Source organism: Gilvibacter sp. CC01 (assembly GCF_055755295.1).
On record NZ_CM146909.1, the window covers coordinates 1,537,518 to 1,555,305 of the forward strand.

The 17,788-nt window shown below is 43.0% G+C and carries 21 protein-coding genes; 15 read left to right on the forward strand and 6 right to left on the reverse strand.

What is annotated here, in order from left to right; all coding sequences use genetic code 11:
* Position 1: 1 nt before the first annotated feature.
* From dinB to AC0J2F_RS07245, 3 genes are all read left to right on the forward strand, one after another.
* Positions 2–1,102 carry a DNA polymerase IV gene (gene dinB, locus AC0J2F_RS07235; protein WP_374959566.1) on the forward strand — a complete coding sequence of 367 codons (1,101 nt, stop codon included), beginning with the start codon at positions 2–4 and terminating at the stop codon, positions 1,100–1,102.
* 48 nt (positions 1,103–1,150) lie between these two features.
* Positions 1,151–2,338 carry a S41 family peptidase gene (locus AC0J2F_RS07240; protein WP_473007074.1) on the forward strand — a complete coding sequence of 396 codons (1,188 nt, stop codon included), beginning with the start codon at positions 1,151–1,153 and terminating at the stop codon, positions 2,336–2,338.
* A gap of 200 nt (positions 2,339–2,538) precedes the next feature.
* On the forward strand, positions 2,539–3,342 hold the full coding sequence (locus AC0J2F_RS07245; protein ID WP_473007075.1) for an SH3 domain-containing protein: 804 nt from the start codon (positions 2,539–2,541) through the stop codon (positions 3,340–3,342).
* A 41-nt stretch (positions 3,343–3,383) separates the two neighbouring features.
* On the opposite strand, the gene pyk is transcribed toward AC0J2F_RS07245, so the two are convergent.
* From pyk to AC0J2F_RS07270, 5 genes are read right to left on the reverse strand one after another with little or no spacing between them, the layout of a single operon-like run.
* Positions 3,384–4,811: a pyruvate kinase gene (gene pyk, locus AC0J2F_RS07250; RefSeq protein WP_087523936.1), complete on the reverse strand. Its 1,428-nt coding sequence runs from the start codon at positions 4,809–4,811 to the stop codon at positions 3,384–3,386.
* The gene (locus tag AC0J2F_RS07255) at positions 4,811–5,308 is read right to left on the reverse strand and encodes an IPExxxVDY family protein (RefSeq protein WP_087523935.1); all 498 of its coding nucleotides are present in this window, start codon (positions 5,306–5,308) and stop codon (positions 4,811–4,813) included. Before AC0J2F_RS07255 ends, pyk begins: the two co-directional genes overlap by 1 nt.
* A gap of 13 nt (positions 5,309–5,321) precedes the next feature.
* A complete protein-coding gene (gene rnc, locus AC0J2F_RS07260; protein WP_087523934.1) occupies positions 5,322–6,086 on the reverse strand; it encodes a ribonuclease III in 765 nt (254 codons plus the stop codon).
* A 6-nt stretch (positions 6,087–6,092) separates the two neighbouring features.
* The gene (gene fabF / locus AC0J2F_RS07265; protein ID WP_374958112.1) at positions 6,093–7,346 is read right to left on the reverse strand and encodes a beta-ketoacyl-ACP synthase II; all 1,254 of its coding nucleotides are present in this window, start codon (positions 7,344–7,346) and stop codon (positions 6,093–6,095) included.
* A 7-nt stretch (positions 7,347–7,353) separates the two neighbouring features.
* Positions 7,354–7,587, reverse strand: coding sequence for an acyl carrier protein (locus AC0J2F_RS07270; protein WP_034259990.1), 234 nt, complete (start codon positions 7,585–7,587; stop codon positions 7,354–7,356).
* A 178-nt stretch (positions 7,588–7,765) separates the two neighbouring features.
* Between AC0J2F_RS07270 and purN the strand changes: the two genes are divergently transcribed.
* The 12 genes from purN to AC0J2F_RS07330 all read left to right on the forward strand — a co-directional run bounded on the left by purN (position 7,766) and on the right by AC0J2F_RS07330 (position 16,980).
* On the forward strand, positions 7,766–8,338 hold the full coding sequence (gene purN / locus AC0J2F_RS07275; protein WP_374958113.1) for a phosphoribosylglycinamide formyltransferase: 573 nt from the start codon (positions 7,766–7,768) through the stop codon (positions 8,336–8,338).
* Positions 8,338–8,979 (forward strand): ribonuclease H1 domain-containing protein, encoded by a 642-nt coding sequence (locus AC0J2F_RS07280; RefSeq protein WP_087523930.1) that lies wholly within the window; start codon positions 8,338–8,340, stop codon positions 8,977–8,979. The genes purN and AC0J2F_RS07280 overlap by 1 nt, the downstream gene beginning before the upstream one ends.
* 69 nt (positions 8,980–9,048) lie before the next feature.
* Complete coding sequence (locus AC0J2F_RS07285) at positions 9,049–9,975, forward strand: PfkB family carbohydrate kinase (protein WP_473007076.1); 927 nt, start codon at positions 9,049–9,051, stop codon at positions 9,973–9,975.
* 41 nt (positions 9,976–10,016) lie between these two features.
* A complete protein-coding gene (locus tag AC0J2F_RS07290; protein ID WP_473007077.1) occupies positions 10,017–11,918 on the forward strand; it encodes an amidophosphoribosyltransferase in 1,902 nt (633 codons plus the stop codon).
* A gap of 998 nt (positions 11,919–12,916) precedes the next feature.
* Entirely contained in the window at positions 12,917–13,267 is a 351-nt protein-coding gene (locus AC0J2F_RS07295) for a ribose-5-phosphate isomerase (RefSeq protein ID WP_087523926.1), read from the forward strand.
* Between the two features lie 46 nt (positions 13,268–13,313).
* Entirely contained in the window at positions 13,314–13,604 is a 291-nt protein-coding gene (locus AC0J2F_RS07300) for a hypothetical protein (RefSeq protein ID WP_473007078.1), read from the forward strand.
* A 65-nt stretch (positions 13,605–13,669) separates the two neighbouring features.
* Entirely contained in the window at positions 13,670–14,248 is a 579-nt protein-coding gene (locus AC0J2F_RS07305; RefSeq protein WP_473007079.1) for a hypothetical protein, read from the forward strand.
* Positions 14,238–14,921, forward strand: coding sequence for a DUF2490 domain-containing protein (locus tag AC0J2F_RS07310; RefSeq protein ID WP_473007080.1), 684 nt, complete (start codon positions 14,238–14,240; stop codon positions 14,919–14,921). Before AC0J2F_RS07305 ends, AC0J2F_RS07310 begins: the two co-directional genes overlap by 11 nt.
* 26 nt (positions 14,922–14,947) lie before the next feature.
* Positions 14,948–15,274 (forward strand): TfoX/Sxy family protein, encoded by a 327-nt coding sequence (locus AC0J2F_RS07315; RefSeq protein WP_473007081.1) that lies wholly within the window; start codon positions 14,948–14,950, stop codon positions 15,272–15,274.
* 100 nt (positions 15,275–15,374) lie between these two features.
* Entirely contained in the window at positions 15,375–15,773 is a 399-nt protein-coding gene (locus tag AC0J2F_RS07320; RefSeq protein ID WP_374959561.1) for a doxx family protein, read from the forward strand.
* 124 nt (positions 15,774–15,897) lie between these two features.
* A complete protein-coding gene (locus tag AC0J2F_RS07325) occupies positions 15,898–16,293 on the forward strand; it encodes a carboxypeptidase-like regulatory domain-containing protein (protein WP_473007082.1) in 396 nt (131 codons plus the stop codon).
* Positions 16,294–16,296: 3 nt separating this feature from the next.
* A complete protein-coding gene (locus tag AC0J2F_RS07330) occupies positions 16,297–16,980 on the forward strand; it encodes a transglutaminase domain-containing protein (RefSeq protein ID WP_473007083.1) in 684 nt (227 codons plus the stop codon).
* A 49-nt stretch (positions 16,981–17,029) separates the two neighbouring features.
* Here the strand turns inward: AC0J2F_RS07330 and AC0J2F_RS07335 are convergent, their stop codons facing one another.
* A complete protein-coding gene (locus AC0J2F_RS07335) occupies positions 17,030–17,638 on the reverse strand; it encodes a superoxide dismutase (protein ID WP_087523918.1) in 609 nt (202 codons plus the stop codon).
* Positions 17,639–17,788 lie beyond the last annotated feature (150 nt).

Genomic DNA, 17,788 nt, shown 5'->3' on the forward strand with positions numbered 1-17,788 from the left:
TATGGAACCTGCGCCGCAATTACGAAAGATCATACACGTAGATATGGATGCGTTTTATGCCTCGGTGGAGCAATTGGATAGGCCTGAATTGCGGGGTAAACCGATAGCTGTAGGCGGGAGTTCTAAACGCGGCGTGGTCAGTGCAGCGAGTTATGAGGCCAGAAAGTTTGGAGTGCGATCGGCCATGAGTGGCGTAATGGCCCGGCGCAATTGTCCGGAGCTTATTTTTGTTAAACCCCGCTTTGACCGTTATACGGAGATCTCCAGAAAGATCCGAAAGATCTTTTTTGAATACACCGATCTGGTAGAGCCCCTTTCTTTAGACGAAGCTTATTTGGACGTAACTCAAAACAAAAAAGGAAACCCCAGTGCCACGCTGATCGCCAGAGAAATTCGGGCCAAGATCAAAGAGCGAACTGGCCTTAACGCCTCCGCAGGGATCTCCATCAATAAGTTCATTGCCAAAGTGGCCAGTGATGTTAATAAACCCAACGGACAAAAGACAGTGCCGCCAGAAGAGGTGGAAGAATTCTTAGAGGCCTTAGACATCCGAAAATTCTATGGAGTTGGGAAAGTTACCGCAGAAAAAATGTACCAAATGGGCATCTTTACCGGGGCGGACCTAAAAAAGCGATCACGAGAATTCTTAGATGAACACTTTGGGAAAAGTGGTAACTATTATTACGAAGTAGTGAGAGGAATTCACACCTCTGAAGTAAAACCAGACCGAACGCGAAAATCCTTAGCGGCAGAACGCACTTTTAGCGAGAATATCACCTCCGAAGTATTCATGCTAGAAAGGCTTAAGGGCATTGCAGAAGAGATACAAAGACGTTTGGCCAAAAGTGAGATCGCCGGGAAGACCGTAACACTCAAGATCAAATACAGCGATTTTAGTTTACAAACGCGGAGTAAAACCCTTCCCTTTTATATTGCTACGGCAGACCTTATTTTAGAAGAAGTAAAACAACTTCTGTATCAGGAGAAATTAAAAGAATCGATTCGGCTACTGGGAATCTCCATTTCTAACCTCAACAACGAAAAGAGCGAGAAAGCAGTGGAGAAGGAAAGTATTAGCGAACAATTAAAATTTGAATTCTAGTGTAACATTATCCCCAAAACCATATTTATAAAGCATAAACGGTCATTCATGAAAAGTACCATTTGCCTACTGTTTATACTGTTTTTTAGTTTTGGATTTGCACAGGATTGCGACTGCGCCAGCGATCTGGAATTTGTTGCTGCCAAAGCCAAAGAAAGCCCGAGTTTTAAATCGCAGTGGAAATCTCCTCTTGCCGATAAATTCTTAATTGCAGGCTTGAAAGAAGATATGCGAAACGATGAAAATTTGGCTTTGAATTGCCTCTATTACCTACAGACCTATTTGGGCGCCGTAAAGGATAATCACATCTATATCGCAGATTTTGATAAAGAAAAAGACTATGCAAGCCTGACTCCATTTTACAAGGGATCTCCGGAAGACCTAAGCTCGAATGCCGTTACTACCACAGATGATCCTGTAACCGGAATTTACGAACTAGCTGGGGTATATCGTGTCGCCGTGGTAAAAGTAGCGGATAAGTACTATGATTATGCCGGGTACATTCTAGAGAGCAATTATGAGGATTGGCCTGTCGGGTCGCTGAAGTTTACCCTACGCATAACTGGCGAGGACTTCTCTGGGAACTTTTACGATCGCAATCATAAACCGCAAAGACGAAAAGTTGACCTTACCAATGGCCGATTGTATCCCGAAAGATGGGTAAAAGAAGACTTTGCCGCGAGCTATGCTGCTAACAATTATTACATAGAAGGCGATACCTTTCAGTACAAGGATTATGGTAACGGTGTACACTATGTGCGTCTTGGAAGTTTTGGCGGAAGCAATGAGAACTACGCCAAGGCCATGAAACTCCTAGAAACCTTAAAAGAAAAGTTGACTTCTGGAAAAGTGATCTTGGACTTACGCAATAATGGCGGCGGAGGCCCCAGAACCTCAGATCCTTTTTTAAAACTATTCAAAAAGCGCAAAAAGCAATTGGAGTTTCACCTGATCCAAAACAATTTTGTAGCCAGTAATGCCGAGCATTTTCTAATAAAGGCTAAGAATCAATTACCGCTAACCACTTATGGAGAAAACACCAAAGGCGCCTTGGCTTATGGTTTTGGAAACTATTCTACAGCAGATCTTATAACTCCTTGTAATAATTATTCCTTAGGACTCACCTCGTCTAAATACGAACGTTATTTGAAATATGAGGTAGTAGGTATTGCTCCGGATGTTTCTCTAAGTCATAAATCTGATTGGATTGGTCAAGTTTTAGCGAAAATTGAATAGAAATCGTTTAAAAACAGGTGGTTTTAGTTAAAAAAGTGCTAAAAAACACTAATTTTTGCTAGTTGGCATATTCCTTGAAAAATTTATTCTGACCGGTAGCGTTATACTAACAAACCGGGAATCCAACACCCAAAATAAGAACTGCAGTTCCTTGCAAAGAAAGCTACGATAACATTTTTATTAACGCTAAAACTTGCAAAATGAACACAGTAAAATTATCGAGCTTAGCCCTATTGGGAGCGCTCACCCTAGTCGCTTGTAAAGAAGCCCCTCAAGAAGTTCAAGAATCAGAAACGCAAAGCGTGATCAACGAGCAGTTGGCCATGACTGAGAATCTTACAGATGCCAAAGCAGCTCTGGAAGACAGTGAGGTCACCTATCGCTACGTGACCGCGAGAACAGGCCTCAGCCTTAGAGAGTTTGACAATCTCAACAGTGAAAAGCTAGCTATTATTCCCTACGGAACCAAGCTAGAAATTGTTGAACACGAAGGGCAAAACACCATGAAGGTCAACAATATAAAAGGTGGAATGGACAAGGTGAATTTTAACCGCAAAACAGGTTTTGTATTCAACGGTTATCTGTCTAAGTACTTCCCCCCGGAAGAAGATATGTTGCCTGCTGGCTACGCCAAGGAGCTAAAAGAGGTATACCCGAAAGTTAGCTATACAGAAGTGAATGGTGGCACGGCTAGTAAGCCAGTGAATACAGAGACCTTAGTGCTCCCAGAGGCTACTTGGCATGAAGCCTACTTTATTGCTCAAAAGATCTTTGATATTCCAAAGGAATTTGAGTACCCTAAGCAAACTGGAAAAGCCAGTCAGCAGATCAAAGGGCCAAAAAAAGAGACCGACAGTTGGTTTGATGCCCTAAACATTAAGCGCGACGCCAATGGTTTAACGCAGCTGCTCTACAGCTATGAAGCTAAAAAGGTAAAGCGTACCGTTAGTATTACCGCTACAGAAAAAGGCATGCAGATACAACAGATCCGTGCCTACAAATAAGCGAAAACGTTAGCAAGAATAAGGCCCTTCGGGGTCTTTTTTTATACTTGAGAAACACGCAGTGTGTTGACCATCCCTTTATCTGCAATAGGCATAGCAGCCAAGTTGATCAGATAGTCGCCTTTTACCACATAGTTCTTTTCTGTAGCGATACGGTTTACGTCTTCTACGGTCTCATCGGTACTTACATATTTGTCGTAGTAGAACGCGCGAACGCCGTACAACAAATTCAAGCGAGATAAAATGCGCTTGTTCGATGTAAATACCAAAATGTGCGCTGCAGGTCTCCAAGCAGAGATCTGAAAGGCGGTATAACCACTATTGGTCAAAGTACAGATAGCACGTGCGTCTATCTCATTGGCCATCAGTGAAGCGTGGTAGCAAATACTTTTGGTGATATATCTGTTGGTCTTGATGTGCGGCGGATTCTGAGGCACTTTGATCAGTGGTGAATCTTCTACTCCTTTACAGATCTTACACATGGTCTTTATAACGTCTACCGGATACTTCCCAACAGAGGTCTCGCCTGAAAGCATCACAGCATCTGCGCCGTCCATGACAGAGTTGGCCACATCATTCACTTCGGCACGCGTAGGCGTAAGAGAAGAGATCATGGTTTCCATCATTTGGGTAGCAATGATCACCGGAATACGAGCTTTCTTGGCCTTAAGTACCAACTGCTTTTGGATAAGTGGTACCTCTTGCGCAGGAATCTCCACCCCTAGATCTCCACGAGCCACCATTAAGCCGTCCGAATAGGCGATGATCTCGTCTATGTTTTTTACAGCCTCTGGCTTCTCGATCTTAGAAATAATAGGGATCTTGTATTCGCTGTGCTCCTTTATTAAAGCATTGAGTTCTTTGCAATCGTCTGCGTGACGCACGAACGAAAGGGCGATCCAATCCACTTCTTGAGAAATGGCAAAGACAGCATCTTCCTTATCCTTTTCGGTCAAAGCCGGTAGTGAAATATCTGTATTGGGTAGGTTTACTCCTTTACGAGATCGCAGCGGACCTCCTTGCAATACCTTAGTGTTCACTTCGGATTTGCCATCGGTAGCAACTACTTCAAAAATCAACTTCCCGTCGTCTAGCAAAACACGCTCCCCAACTTTAACGTCTGCAGGGAATTTATCGTAGTTCATATAAACCTTCTCAGAGGTGCCTTCAAACTCATCACCAGTGCAGAATTTAATGGTATCGCCTGGGCTTACTACCACCTCCTCTTTCATAACCCCAACACGAAGTTTAGGCCCTTGAAGGTCTGCCAGGATCGCTGTGGATCTGTCTAACTCTTCGTTGAGGGAACGGATCATAGCGATGCGCTCTTTTACATCCTCATAATTGGCGTGAGAGAAGTTAATTCTGAATACATTGACCCCTTCTAGGATCATATCTCTTAGCACTTCACGATCCGAAGTCGCGGGACCTAAAGTGGCTACTATTTTAGTCTTTTTTTGGGTAGGCATCATTCAAAAATTAGGTTACTTTTGGATTTCACCGAATGTAAATCTACGACATACGCAGTAATAACCTGCGCAATTTCGTTAATTCTTGAAACGATAACGTTTTCGGAATGGTTATTCTTTGTTGATGTGATCTTTAAGAGGTAATCCGCCTGCTTAATTTCGGGTAAAAGATGCACTTTTCGAGCCTTCGGACCCACGCTTTCACCAAACAGATCTGCACTCAAGGCCAAGGGTTTGTCCACTTGTAATTCTGTGGAATTAGCCACCAAGTGAAACTGTCTGTCTTGTTCCCAATCTTCAAAGTAAAAGAACGGATATTCAGCTTTTCCTTCTGCGTAGACAAACTCCAGATCTTGCTTTTCGCGAAGCAGTTTTAGATTCAATTGCTGATTGATCTTATACGCCATGCGATAATCTGGCTCGCTGCAGTGAATAGCAACAACAACACTGTTGTCCAGATCGTCATCGAGAGTCAGTTCCAGTTTGTGTGTGCTCATAAAGTTCTCCGGATTAAGCCGAGGTCTGCTCTGCGGCTTCTTTATCGCCTTCTATGCGTCTTTGTAGCTTGTAATAAGCCCTTTTGGCGGCGCGCTCTTCTGCCTTCTTCTTAGAGGTGGCACGAGCCTTGGCCATGGTTCTGTCGTCTATAGTAAGCTTAACGGCAAAATGCTTCAGATCGTCTTTGCCATTGTCCTCATAGACCATGAATTTAAAGCTGTTCTTGTGCTTCTGACACCACTCGATAAGCAAGCTCTTGTAAGAGATGATCTTGCCTTCTAGTTTTTGAATATCCACATAAGGTTTAATTACTCTTTTGTGGATGAATCGCTCGCAATATTTAAAGCCTTTATCTAGGTAAATGGCTCCTATCAAGGCCTCGAAGACATTGCCGTGAATATTCCCGCTAAAATTCTCTACAGGAATGTTGGTCCGCACTAGTTTGATCAGATCAAGATCGCGGCCTAATTCATTCAAATGCTCTCTACTTACTACTTTAGAGCGCATTTTGGTCAGGTAACCTTCGTTGCCGTGAGGGACTTTTTTAAACAGATGCGCAGCGATCACAGCACCGAGCATAGCATCGCCTAAAAACTCCAAACGTTCGTAATTCTGCTGGATCCCGTCGTCGTCCTTTTGGTTCATCGAACGGTGGGTAAAAGCCTCTTCATAAAAGGCCAAATTCCCCGGTGCAAAGCCCAATATCTTCTTTATAGCGCGAAAAAAATTCCCGTCCTTTTCAGCACGGGAATTGAATATGTTTCGTATGGAAGTCATTAAGTCTTACGCCTCCATTTTTTTAAACAACAAGCAAGCGTTATGCCCTCCGAAACCGAAGGTGTTACTCATAGCGACTTTCACTTCACGTGACTCTGCTTTGTTGAGTATAAGATTTAAATTCGGATCGATGTTCTCGTCTACCGTAGTGTGATTGATGGTAGGAGGAACTAGGTTGTGTTGCATTGCCAAGATAGAGGCAATCGCCTCGATAGCTCCTGCAGCTCCTAACAGGTGACCTGTCATGGACTTGGTAGAATTAATGCTGATGCTGTTCGCGTGGTCTCCAAACACCTTGGAGATCGCTTTCAACTCTGCAACATCGCCCAAAGGAGTAGATGTTCCGTGAGTATTGATATGATCCACTTCCTGCGGATCCAAGCCAGCATTGGCAAGGCAATTTAGCATTACTGCTTCTACTCCGATCCCGTCCGGGTGTGGAGCAGTCATGTGGTGGGCATCACTGGACATGCCGCCACCAATAACCTCAGCATAGATCTTAGCGCCACGCGCCTTAGCGTGCTCGTATTCTTCTAAGATCAATGCTCCTGCACCTTCGCCAAGGACAAATCCATCTCGCGTAGCGTCGAATGGACGACTCGCTGTTTCTGGACTGTCGTTTCTAGTAGAAAGTGCATGCATGGCGTTAAAACCACCCATACCTGCAATAGTTACTGCCGCTTCTGATCCACCGGTAACGATCACATCGCAATGTCCTAAACGAATGTAGTTCAATGCGTCGATCATGGCGTTAGCAGAAGAAGCACAGGCAGATACCGTGGTGTAGTTCGGGCCCATGAAACCGTGTTTGATAGAGATATTACCCGGGGCAATATCGGCTATCATTTTGGGGATAAAGAAGGGGTTGAAACGTGGTGTTCCATCCCCTTCTGCATAATTTATAACTTCATCTTGAAAAGTCTGTAGGCCTCCAATACCTGCTCCCCAGATTACACCAACTCTAAATTTATCAACCTCATCGAGATTGATTCCAGCGTCTTTGATGGCTTCATCTGATGAAACGAGCGCATATTGGGCAAATCGATCTAATTTGCGCGCCTCTTTCCTGTCAAAATGGTCTTGAGGATTATAGTTCTTAAGCTCGCAAGCGAATTTCGTTTTAAACTTTTCAGTATCGAAATAGGTTATAGGGGCACATCCGCTCTTTCCGTTAGAAAGACCGTCCCAATATTCTTGAATGTTACTTCCGATTGGGGTTAAGGCTCCGAGACCCGTTACTACAACTCGCTTAAGTTCCATAGTAAGTTTACTTGGCTTCCTCTATATATGAAATTGCTTGTCCTACAGTGGCAATGTTTTCTGCTTGATCATCTGGAATCTGAATGTCGAATTCTTTTTCGAACTCCATGATAAGCTCTACAGTGTCCAATGAGTCGGCTCCTAGATCGTTTGTAAAACTCGCTTCGTTAACTACTTCGTTTTCATCAACTCCTAGTTTGTCAACGATAATCGCCTTTACTCGTGATGCAATGTCTGACATAATCTTTGTTTTTAAGGTTTTAATTAAGTGGCAAAAATAAAATATTTTACATTAAAACACCATTTTGGGCACAAAATGTAACTCCAATGTAATCAATTTTGATAGAAGTAATTCTGATTTGCCTTACTTTTGTGATTTATACTAATTTACTTCTTTGAAACACCCCATTCTACGGTCTATGAAGCCCAAAATTGTGATCCTTGCTTCCGGAAACGGTACCAACGCAGAAAACATCATCAAATACTTCCAGGCTACTAAAACCGCGGAGGTGGTTCAAGTGCTGTCTAACAAGAAGGATGCCAAAGTTTTAGCGCGTGCTGAGGCCTTAAATGTGCCCGCCAGATCCTTTACCAAAGACCAACTAAACTCTAAAGAGATCCTCGGGAGGATGTTAGAAGAAATTAAGCCAGACTTGATCGTTCTAGCCGGCTTTCTATTAAAGATTCCGGAGTACTTGGTCGCAGATTATCCGGATAAGATCATCAACATACATCCGGCCTTATTACCCGACTACGGAGGTAAAGGCATGTACGGAATGCATGTTCACAAGGCAGTAGTTGAAAATAAGGAGTCCTTTAGTGGCATTACAATTCACTATGTGAACGAACACTACGATGAAGGTGGTATCATATTTCAGGCCAAGACCAGACTGGACCCAAGTGACAGTCCAGAAGATGTCGCTGCTAAGATCCACAAATTAGAATACGAGCATTTTCCAAAAGTGCTAGAAAACCTGATCTTAGCTCATTAATGGCCAAGAAAAAGAAATATTATGTGGTCTGGTACGGTTTGCAAACCGGGATCTTCGAGACCTGGGAGGCCTGTCAGAAGGCAATTAAAGGAGTAAAAGGTGCGCAATACAAATCCTTTGAAGACCGTCTTGAAGCCCAAAAAGCCTACTACCAAGGCGAATACGAAGATTATAAGGGTAAAGGCAGTTCTAAAAAAAAGACACTAACTCCAGAGCAGAAGGCAGCTTATGGCGAACCTGAGCTTTACTCTATTGCCGTAGACGCCGCCAGCAGCGGAAATCCGGGGCTGATGGAATACCGCGGCGTCGACACCCAAACTAAAGAACAACTTTTTCATCAAGGTCCTTTTAAACAAGGCACCAATAACGTAGGAGAATTCCTTGCCTTGGTGCACGGATTGGCCTACCTAGACAAAATTAAGAGCGACCGTATGTTGTATACCGATTCGCGAATTGCTTGGGGATGGGTAAAACGCAAGAAGTGCAATACCAAGCTCAAACGCACGGCCGCAAACGCCCAACTCTTTGAATTGATCGCTAGAGCGGAACACTGGCTCAAAACCCATAAATACAAAACAAAGATCGCCAAATGGGAAACCAAAGCTTGGGGTGAGATCCCGGCAGATTTCGGAAGAAAATAAGCCTCCCGCACCTCTAGTTTTGTACGTATTAAAAAACGTATATTTGCAGCGCAGAACCAAAGGCAAGTTATGAGTAAACTAGTGATCGTCGGAACCGTTGCTTTCGACGCTATCGAAACCCCATTTGGAAAGACCGACAAAATACTAGGTGGCGCAGCCACTTATATAGGTCTGGCCGCATCTCAATTTAAAGCTGATTCCGCCTTGGTCTCTGTAGTAGGCGGAGATTTTCCACAATCATATCTCGATTTTCTAGAAGGAAAAGACCTTAATATAGAAGGGATTGAAGTTGTTCCAGACGGGAAAACTTTCTTCTGGAGTGGAAAGTATCACCACGATATGAACTCCCGAGATACCTTAGTGACCGAACTCAACACACTTGCAGATTTTGACCCTGTGGTTCCAGCGGATTACAAAGACGCCCGTGTGGTAATGCTAGGAAATTTACATCCAAGCATTCAATTGGGAGTCATAGACCAAATGGAAAAGAAACCGGAGCTCGTTGTATTGGACACCATGAATTTTTGGATGGACAACACTTGGGACGAACTCATGGAAGTGATCAAAAAGATCGATGTCATCACCATTAATGACGAGGAAGCACGACAACTTACCGGAGAATATTCTTTGGTCTCTGCCGCCAAGAAGATCCGTCAAATGGGCCCTAAATACGTAGTAATTAAAAAAGGAGAGCACGGTGCCCTGCTGTTTGACGAGCACGAGATCTTCTTTGCACCTGCCCTGCCTTTGGAAGAAGTATTCGACCCAACAGGAGCAGGTGATACCTTTGCCGGTGGATTTGCCGGCTATTTAGCCCAGTCCGAAGAGATCAACTTCGAGACCATGAAACAAGCCATTATTTACGGCGCGTGTTTGGCCTCGTTCTGTGTGGAAAAGTTTGGAACTCGACGTATGGAAGATCTAGACAAAGCAGAAGTGCATCAGCGCTTGATGCAGTTTAAACAATTAACTCAATTCGAAATAGAGATAGATTAACACGCCCAATTACGGGCGTTTTTTATTGAAAGGAAACAACCATGAGTGACGCATTAAAACACGAATGTGGAATTGCAATGATCCGATTGCTTAAGCCTCTGGAGTACTATAAAGAAAAGTACGGCAGTGCCTTTTACGGGGTCAACAAAATGTACTTAATGATGGAAAAGCAGCACAACCGTGGACAAGACGGCGCTGGTTTTGCAAGCATTAAACTCGATGTGGAACCGGGCCAACGCTATATTAGTCGTGTGCGTTCTCATGCCTCTCAACCTATACAAGATATCTTCTCTCAGATAAACGAAAGAATCAATGCGGAGCTCAGTGAGCATCCTGAGTATGCAGACGATGTACAGGCACAAAAAAAGAATATACCCTATATAGGAGAGCTGCTTTTAGGGCATGTGCGTTACGGAACTTTTGGAAAGAACAGCGTAGAGAATGTTCACCCGTTCTTGCGACAGAATAACTGGATGCACCGCAACCTTATTATTGCAGGTAACTTCAACATGACCAACACCAATGAGTTGTTTAACAACTTGATCAAATTGGGAATGCATCCTAAGGAAAAGGCCGATACCATTACTGTTATGGAGAAAATCGGGCACTTTTTAGATGACGCCGTTCGCAAACTCTACAAACAAGCAAAGTCTAAGGGACTCAATAAAAAAGACGCTTCTCCTTATATAGTAGACAATCTCAACGTAGCCAAAGTGCTTCGAAAGTCCTCTAAAGATTGGGATGGTGGTTACGCCATGGCCGGACTTTTAGGACATGGAGATTCTTTTGTACTGCGCGACCCTGCTGGAATTCGTCCAGCATATTTTTACAAGGACGACGAAGTGGTAGTGGTGGCCTCAGAGCGCCCAGCCATTCAAACGGTCTTCAATGTTCCTTTTGATGCTGTAGAGGAGTTAGAGCCTGGTCACGCCATTATTATTCGCAAATCTGGGGAGGTAAAGATCTCGGAAATCTTGAAGCCTTTGGAACGTAAGTCCTGTTCCTTTGAACGCATTTATTTTTCAAGAGGCTCCGATGCAGAGATCTATCAAGAACGCAAAGAATTGGGCCGTTTGTTGATGCCAGATGTTTTAAAGGCTATTGGTCACGACACTGTAAATACTGTCTTTTCTTTTATTCCGAATACTGCGGAGACTTCATTTTACGGGATGGTAGAAGCCGCGCAAGACGAGCTAAATCAGCAAAAAAACAAAGCCATTCTAGATAAAGCTGGCAACTTGACCCCGGAGGATCTACTCAGCATTCAAGAATTGAAGATCCGCACAGAAAAGATTGCTATTAAAGACGTAAAACTACGCACCTTTATTACCGAAGATAGCAGCCGTGACGATCTGGTTGCACACGTGTACGATGTCACTTATGGCGTAGTGAAACCAACAGATAATTTGGTTATCATAGATGACTCTATTGTGCGTGGAACGACTTTAAAAAAGAGTATCTTAAAGATGTTAGATCGTCTGAATCCGAAGCAGATTGTAGTGGTGAGTTCGGCTCCGCAGATCCGTTATCCTGATTGCTACGGAATCGATATGGCAAGATTGGAGGATTTTGTAGCTTTCCAAGCTGCCTTGGCCCTGCATGAAGACCGAGGAACGTCTGGAATTGTAGAGGAGATCTACAACAAATGTAAAGCGCAACATCACCTGCCAGACGCAGAAGTGACCAATTATGTAAAGGAGCTCTATGCACCATTCAGTGACCAAGAACTCTCTGATAAGATCGCTGAGCTGCTTGCAGATGGATCATCTTTGAATGCAGAAGTAAAGGTGTTGTTCCAATCTGTAGAGAAGCTGCACCAAGCCTGTCCAAAGAATTTAGGAGACTGGTATTTCACCGGTGACTACCCAACTGCTGGAGGCAAACGTGTTGTAAATCAGGCGTACATAAACTTCTTTGAAGGCAACCCAGAGCGCGCCTATTAAAATCTGTTAAAAAAAATGCCCTTTTATCGATAGGCTTGTCGTTTATCGAATTTAGGGCGTCCTTAATCTAAAAGTAGGAAAAGCCTTAATTATAATTGACCGAATCGTTTATATTTGAATCACCATAGCATAAGTAGGTTAAGTTCATGGTAGATTTGGGGCAAAAAAAGGTAAACTCTCGTTTACCTTTTTTTATGCTATAAAGTCAACGACCGACCTATTTGGCTTGTCCATAAAGTTCAATGATTTCCGCTTACGCGGCTGCCTCAATCAAACATCCGCAAGCTGGTCGGTTTTACATGACAAAACTGTGGAGGGTCGGCTTCAATTACAAAGATGCCAACATTGAGCTCTATTATAAGGAGGAAAAGGTTGGAAAGGTAAAAGCTTCGTTAACTAATGTAGGAAAAACCTTATAAAACCTGGGTTTCAATGAGGTTTTACCGTAATTAATTCGGTATAAAATGCTTTTCAACGAAATATCTTGTTTTTTATCTAATAATTAAGAATTAGTGAAATTTAAAAGAGTATATTTGAGCTTACCATAGCATAAGTAGGTTAAGTTCATGGTAGATTTGGGGCAAAAAAAGGTAAACTCTCGTTTACCTTTTTTTATGCAGTAAAGTGAACAACCGACCTATTTGGCCTATCCATAAAATTTAATGATTTCCGCTTACGCGGCTGCCTCAATCAAACATCCACTGGATGTTAGGTTTCACGTCGTAAAACTTCATTTCACCAATCTTTTTTTATGCAATAAAGTCAAGAAACTCCCTGAACGACTCCCTTTTCAATTCATCATTTTAAGCATCAAAAAGCTTCGAGCCCCAAATGGGGTGAAGATCCGGCCCTCCAGGCAATTTTGTAAGTTGATTTAATCAAAATTGTCTGGAGGGTCGGTTTCAATTACAAAGGTATAAGCGAGTTTGAAAACTCAAAGTCTTCCGCTTACGCGGTTGCTTTATAAAACAAGGCAGAATTCTCAGTAATTTTATGCCATGTCCAAATCTCAATATTATGTCTATGTGGTAGAGCTCTCAAAAAGAGTGTTTACGGAGAATGCTAAATTCCGTAGCGCTAATCCACAATTCAACGGAGTGCTCCAATGCTTATATGTAGGCATGACAAGTACTTCACCCAAAGAGCGATTTGCACAACACAAGTCTGGTTACATCAGCAAAAAAGGCCACAAGATCTCTTCTAAACTGGTTGAAAAATATGGCCTTTACTTAAGACCTAGCCTTTACAATCACCTCAACCCCTTACCCAGTAGAGAAGCAGCCTTAAAGATGGAAGAAGCCTTGGCGCTTGAACTCCGCAGAAAACGATATGCCGTGTGGTACAACTAGGAATCTCCGCGTTCTTAGAACCTTTAATTTCACCTATATAAATACTATGCTCGCACAGAACAAAAGGTTTATTACCATGCTTGGCGGTGGCCTTAGCTTGCTACTAATACCAGCATTGGCCATGCAATTTGACCAAACGGTCAATTGGGGCAAGGAAGACTTCGCTCTTGCAGCATTATTGATCTCTGGTACAGCTGTAGCCGTTGAACTTGCACTTCGCATTTTTAAGAATGAGAAGTACAGAGATATCATAGTCATTGCCATAGTTCTCTTGGCTATTTTACTCTTTATAGAAATGGCTGTAGGTCTATTTGGTTCACCTATAGCTGGAGACTGATCTAATTTCAATCCCCTTCGATTATCGGTCTTAGGTCGTATCTTTATATTCGATTCTATCAAAAGATGCAATTTTTTAAGTCCATCCTAATAATTGCGTTACTTGCTGTTTCTACAACAGTAATTGCGCAGCAGAAATACGAAAATGAGATTCGTATCAGTAGAGATAGTGTGCCTACAAAAGCACTAGAGTTCATAGATACAGCTCCATTTGACAAAAAGATCCGCTGGTATAAGGAATACTTTCTAGATGGTACTTCTGTTGAAGCAAAAACGCGATATCACGGTAAGCGCTATAGTATTGAGTTCGACCCCTTCGGTAAGCTAGAAGACGTTGAGATAGATCATCGTTGGCGCCACGCTCCAGAGCAAGTGCGCTTACTTATGGAGAACTATTTACAAGAGCGGTTTGGTCATTACACTTTAGACAAACTCCAGTTTCAGTACAGCGGCCCTGCCGAGCAGGTTTTTGAATGGTTGCATGAGCGTCTAAGCGCGGCGGAACTCACCCTGAGGTATGAGGTTGTGATCCACACTAAGGACAACGGGAAATACAAGCGTTATGAAGTTCTTTTTGATGCCGAAGGAGCGCCATTGAGATCGGCAGAATTCATTCCAAAGAATTTAGACAACATTGAATACTAATAAGGTCTTATTACTATTGGCCTTTTTTGTTTCGGCCAGCACCTACGGGCAAAGTGAGTATCAGTTTGGTATTCTGCCAGCTGTAAACATCAATAAAGGCTTGAACCACGGTTATAAGATCAACTTTAAGGTAGCGTCTCGTCAAGGTTTTAAAGAAGGCCTATTTGAAGACGACAACTCGTTTGACTACCAATATATCTTAACCGACCTCACCACCTTGGTCGCCAAAAAAGTGGGCTATAATAAGACCTTAGCCCTAGGTTATTTGTTCCGTATTCGAGGAGAGCAAATCGTGCATCGAAGCATACAGCAATATATATGGACCAATAACTTGGCCCGTTTTAGATTGTCTCAGCGTATTGCTGCGGACCAAACCTTTACTGCAAACAGCGCTCCGCAGTTTCGCTTCCGGTATCGCTTAGCATCACAGATACCATTTAATGGAGAAACCGTGGACCCAAAGGAATTCTATTTAAAGATCAATCATGAATACCTGAATCAGTTCGAGTCCGGCCACTACGATCTTGAAATTCGCTTGATCCCTTTTGTGGGTTATAGCATAACAGATACTGAAAAGTTCGAATTTGGATTAGACTATCGGATCAACTCCTTTATCGATGGCCCGGCTTCGCACAGATTTTGGATAGCCTTGAATTATTATTTGAGTCTTTGATCTATATTGTAGTGTAAATTCAAACTATGGCTTCAGATTCCTATTTTGTTGAATATGTAGTAGAGCAGATCAGTCCTGCGGGCAATATCATTTGTAAAAAAATGTTCGGTGAGTACGGGCTGTATTGCAACGGTAAATTCTTTGGAATGATCTGCGACGACAAATTCTTTGTCAAACCTACTGCCTCCGGCAAGGCTTATATAGGAACTCCAACCGAGGCACCGCCTTACCCTGGCGCTAAGAATTGTTTTTTAATAGAAGAACAACTTGACAATAGTGAATGGCTCTGTGAATTGGTGCGCCTTACCGCGGCAGAATTGCCCGAGCCCAAACCTAAAAAGAAGAAAAAGTGACATTTGTCATTCTTCTATGGTTCAGATTTAATTAGGATTGCATTTTAAATGTCTCCGCCTTTTGAAGCGCTTTTACCAAAGATTAAAAAACAACCACCTTTTGGCCATTACCATTGGCCTTGCTTATTTATGGTTCGGCTTGCTTAAATTTTTCCCTGGAGCGAGTCCTGCTGAGGTTTTAGCAAAACAAACTATAGAAGCTTTGACTTTTGGCGTATTGCCGACAGAGGCAGCTCTTATTCTTCTAGCCGCTTGGGAAACTGCAGTAGGTGTGCTTTTACTTTTAAATTGTTGCCGCCAAACCGCAGTTAAATTCGCTTTGATTCACATGCTGTTTACATTTACTCCGCTGTTTTTATTTCCTGATCTCGCTTTTTCAGAACCGCCATTTTACTTCAGTCTTGTCGGGCAGTATATCTTTAAGAATCTCATTCTAGTGGCTGCTTTGATATACCTTTTAAAGACACCGGCCTTGGCAACGGTTGTGGAGGAGGAATAATTTTCTTTTCTTTAAGGAGCGGGCACAAACCTATTCGCTCATTCAAACGCGCTGTTCCCTCAATATAACTTTCCATTAACAATTGACTGCTCTAGTTTTATTGGAAATGTAAAAAAATGATCTTATGAAATCTAATTTTAAAAGTGGACTGCTAAAGTCCTTAAGTTTTATGGGGCTTTGCCTTATGCTGAGCCTATTCTCAAATCCAGTTTTTGCTCAAGCACGTACGGTTAGTGGTGTAGTTTCTAGCACTGATGGACCCTTAGAAGGCGCTACTGTTATTCTTAAAGGCTCTTTGGATTATGTCCTAACGGACGAGGATGGAAAGTTCGAATTCCCAAAGGAGCTCAACAAAGACGATGTATTGCTTATTACAGCTTTAGGTCTAGAAGATGCCCAAGTTGTCATTGAGGCAGATACTAGTTTTATCTCGCCAATATTGGCAGACGATCCGGTAGTCATCATCGCGGCCTTAAGAACAGAACCTTCTAAAAAATCGCGGCAACCAGAGCAACAGTAGCGAATGCGACAGCTTACACTTATAGTACTCTTTGCCTTTATTGTTCCTACGCAGGCACAACGCGAGGATTTCGAACATATCGATCTCACCCGGGCAGATGCGCTTGCAAGAGACCTTAAAGGCGAAGATCTATATGCCTTACCCATCTTGGTACACCAGTTAACTGCACCCTTGGAAACCGATGTGGAGCGCTTTAGAGCCATCTATATTTGGGTGTGTCAGAATATTAAAGGTGATTACCCGCTGATGCTTGAAAATGACAAGATGCGTCGCAAACTGCATACAGACAGTTTGGCTTTAGAGCAGTGGAATTACGAGTTTAAAAAGGAGATCTTTCAGATCCTGAGAAAAAAGAAACGCACCACTTGCAGCGGATATTCTTACCTCCTGAAAGAGATGGCAGAACTCGCCGGCATAGAGGTTACCATTGTAGACGGTTACGGCCCGATCAACAAACTAAAGATAGAACGCTTAAAAATTCCAAATCACTCCTGGAACGCTGTCAAACTGAACGATAAATGGTATCTCTGTGATGCTACTTGGGCCTCTGGTTATACAGACCTGACCACCTACCTCTTTGAGTTCGATTATGACGACCAGTATTGGCTGATGCCACCAGAAGAATTTGCCGAGACCCATCAGCCGGAAGATCCACAATGGACACTCTTACCAATTGCACAAAACTAAAAAGCCACTCCTTATCGGAATGGCTTTTTGCTTTTTACGTTGACGGATCTTATTTGGCCGCTTCGTAGTTTTTAGAAACCTGATCCCAGTTGATTACGTTAAAGAACGCTTGTACATAATCTGGGCGACGGTTTTGATAGTTCAGGTAATAGGCATGCTCCCAAACATCAATCCCAAGAATCGGGGTTCCTCCGCAACCAACACCTGGCATAAGTGGATTGTCTTGGTTTGGCGAAGAGCAAACTTCAACTTTTCCTCCTGGGTGAGCGCAAAGCCAAGCCCATCCAGATCCGAAGCGAGTTCCTGCGGCAGCAGCAAAGGCATCTTTAAAGCCTTCGTAGCTTCCGTAAGCTTCGTTAATGGCATCGGCTAGAGCTCCAGAAGGTGCTCCTCCGCCATTAGGCGACATTACTTCCCAGAACAAACGGTGGTTGTAAAACCCACCGCCGTTGTTACGAACGGCGCCGTTGTTCATGTCTAAATTCTTTAAAATATCTTCGATAGACTTTCCGTCAAGGTCAGTTCCTTCGATAGCTGCATTTAGTTTGCTAGTATATCCTGCATGGTGTTTTCCGTGGTGGATTTCCATGGTGCGGGCATCGATATGCGGTTCTAAGGCGTCGTGCGCGTATGGCAAGGCTGGTAGTTCAAATGACATATTGTATGTTTTTAAATTAAACGTCTTGTTTTAAGTGGTATAAAGATACGAATTAGCTGCAGGACAATTAAGCTTCCGTATTATAAGATTGTTATGCGGGAATAACATAGATTTATACCTACTTTTAATACCCTAGTAAATCCGTCGCTA

Excerpts from the sequence above, each read along its gene's own strand:
- AC0J2F_RS07255 (WP_087523935.1), bottom strand. The coding sequence starts at position 5,308 with ATGAGCACACACAAACTGGAACTGACTCTCGATGACGATCTGGACAAC.
- AC0J2F_RS07300 (WP_473007078.1), top strand. The coding sequence starts at position 13,314 with ATGCTCGCACAGAACAAAAGGTTTATTACCATGCTTGGCGGTGGCCTT.
- AC0J2F_RS07335 (WP_087523918.1), bottom strand. The coding sequence starts at position 17,638 with ATGTCATTTGAACTACCAGCCTTGCCATACGCGCACGACGCCTTAGAA.
- pyk (WP_087523936.1), bottom strand. The coding sequence starts at position 4,811 with ATGCCTACCCAAAAAAAGACTAAAATAGTAGCCACTTTAGGTCCCGCG.
- AC0J2F_RS07315 (WP_473007081.1), top strand. The coding sequence starts at position 14,948 with ATGGCTTCAGATTCCTATTTTGTTGAATATGTAGTAGAGCAGATCAGT.
- fabF (WP_374958112.1), bottom strand. The coding sequence starts at position 7,346 with ATGGAACTTAAGCGAGTTGTAGTAACGGGTCTCGGAGCCTTAACCCCA.
- AC0J2F_RS07280 (WP_087523930.1), top strand. The coding sequence starts at position 8,338 with ATGGCCAAGAAAAAGAAATATTATGTGGTCTGGTACGGTTTGCAAACC.
- AC0J2F_RS07270 (WP_034259990.1), bottom strand. The coding sequence starts at position 7,587 with ATGTCAGACATTGCATCACGAGTAAAGGCGATTATCGTTGACAAACTA.
- AC0J2F_RS07285 (WP_473007076.1), top strand. The coding sequence starts at position 9,049 with ATGAGTAAACTAGTGATCGTCGGAACCGTTGCTTTCGACGCTATCGAA.
- AC0J2F_RS07245 (WP_473007075.1), top strand. The coding sequence starts at position 2,539 with ATGAACACAGTAAAATTATCGAGCTTAGCCCTATTGGGAGCGCTCACC.
- rnc (WP_087523934.1), bottom strand. The coding sequence starts at position 6,086 with ATGACTTCCATACGAAACATATTCAATTCCCGTGCTGAAAAGGACGGG.
- AC0J2F_RS07305 (WP_473007079.1), top strand. The coding sequence starts at position 13,670 with ATGCAATTTTTTAAGTCCATCCTAATAATTGCGTTACTTGCTGTTTCT.
- AC0J2F_RS07295 (WP_087523926.1), top strand. The coding sequence starts at position 12,917 with ATGTCCAAATCTCAATATTATGTCTATGTGGTAGAGCTCTCAAAAAGA.
- dinB (WP_374959566.1), top strand. The coding sequence starts at position 2 with ATGGAACCTGCGCCGCAATTACGAAAGATCATACACGTAGATATGGAT.
- AC0J2F_RS07325 (WP_473007082.1), top strand. The coding sequence starts at position 15,898 with ATGAAATCTAATTTTAAAAGTGGACTGCTAAAGTCCTTAAGTTTTATG.
- AC0J2F_RS07330 (WP_473007083.1), top strand. The coding sequence starts at position 16,297 with ATGCGACAGCTTACACTTATAGTACTCTTTGCCTTTATTGTTCCTACG.
- AC0J2F_RS07290 (WP_473007077.1), top strand. The coding sequence starts at position 10,017 with ATGAGTGACGCATTAAAACACGAATGTGGAATTGCAATGATCCGATTG.
- AC0J2F_RS07240 (WP_473007074.1), top strand. The coding sequence starts at position 1,151 with ATGAAAAGTACCATTTGCCTACTGTTTATACTGTTTTTTAGTTTTGGA.
- purN (WP_374958113.1), top strand. The coding sequence starts at position 7,766 with ATGAAGCCCAAAATTGTGATCCTTGCTTCCGGAAACGGTACCAACGCA.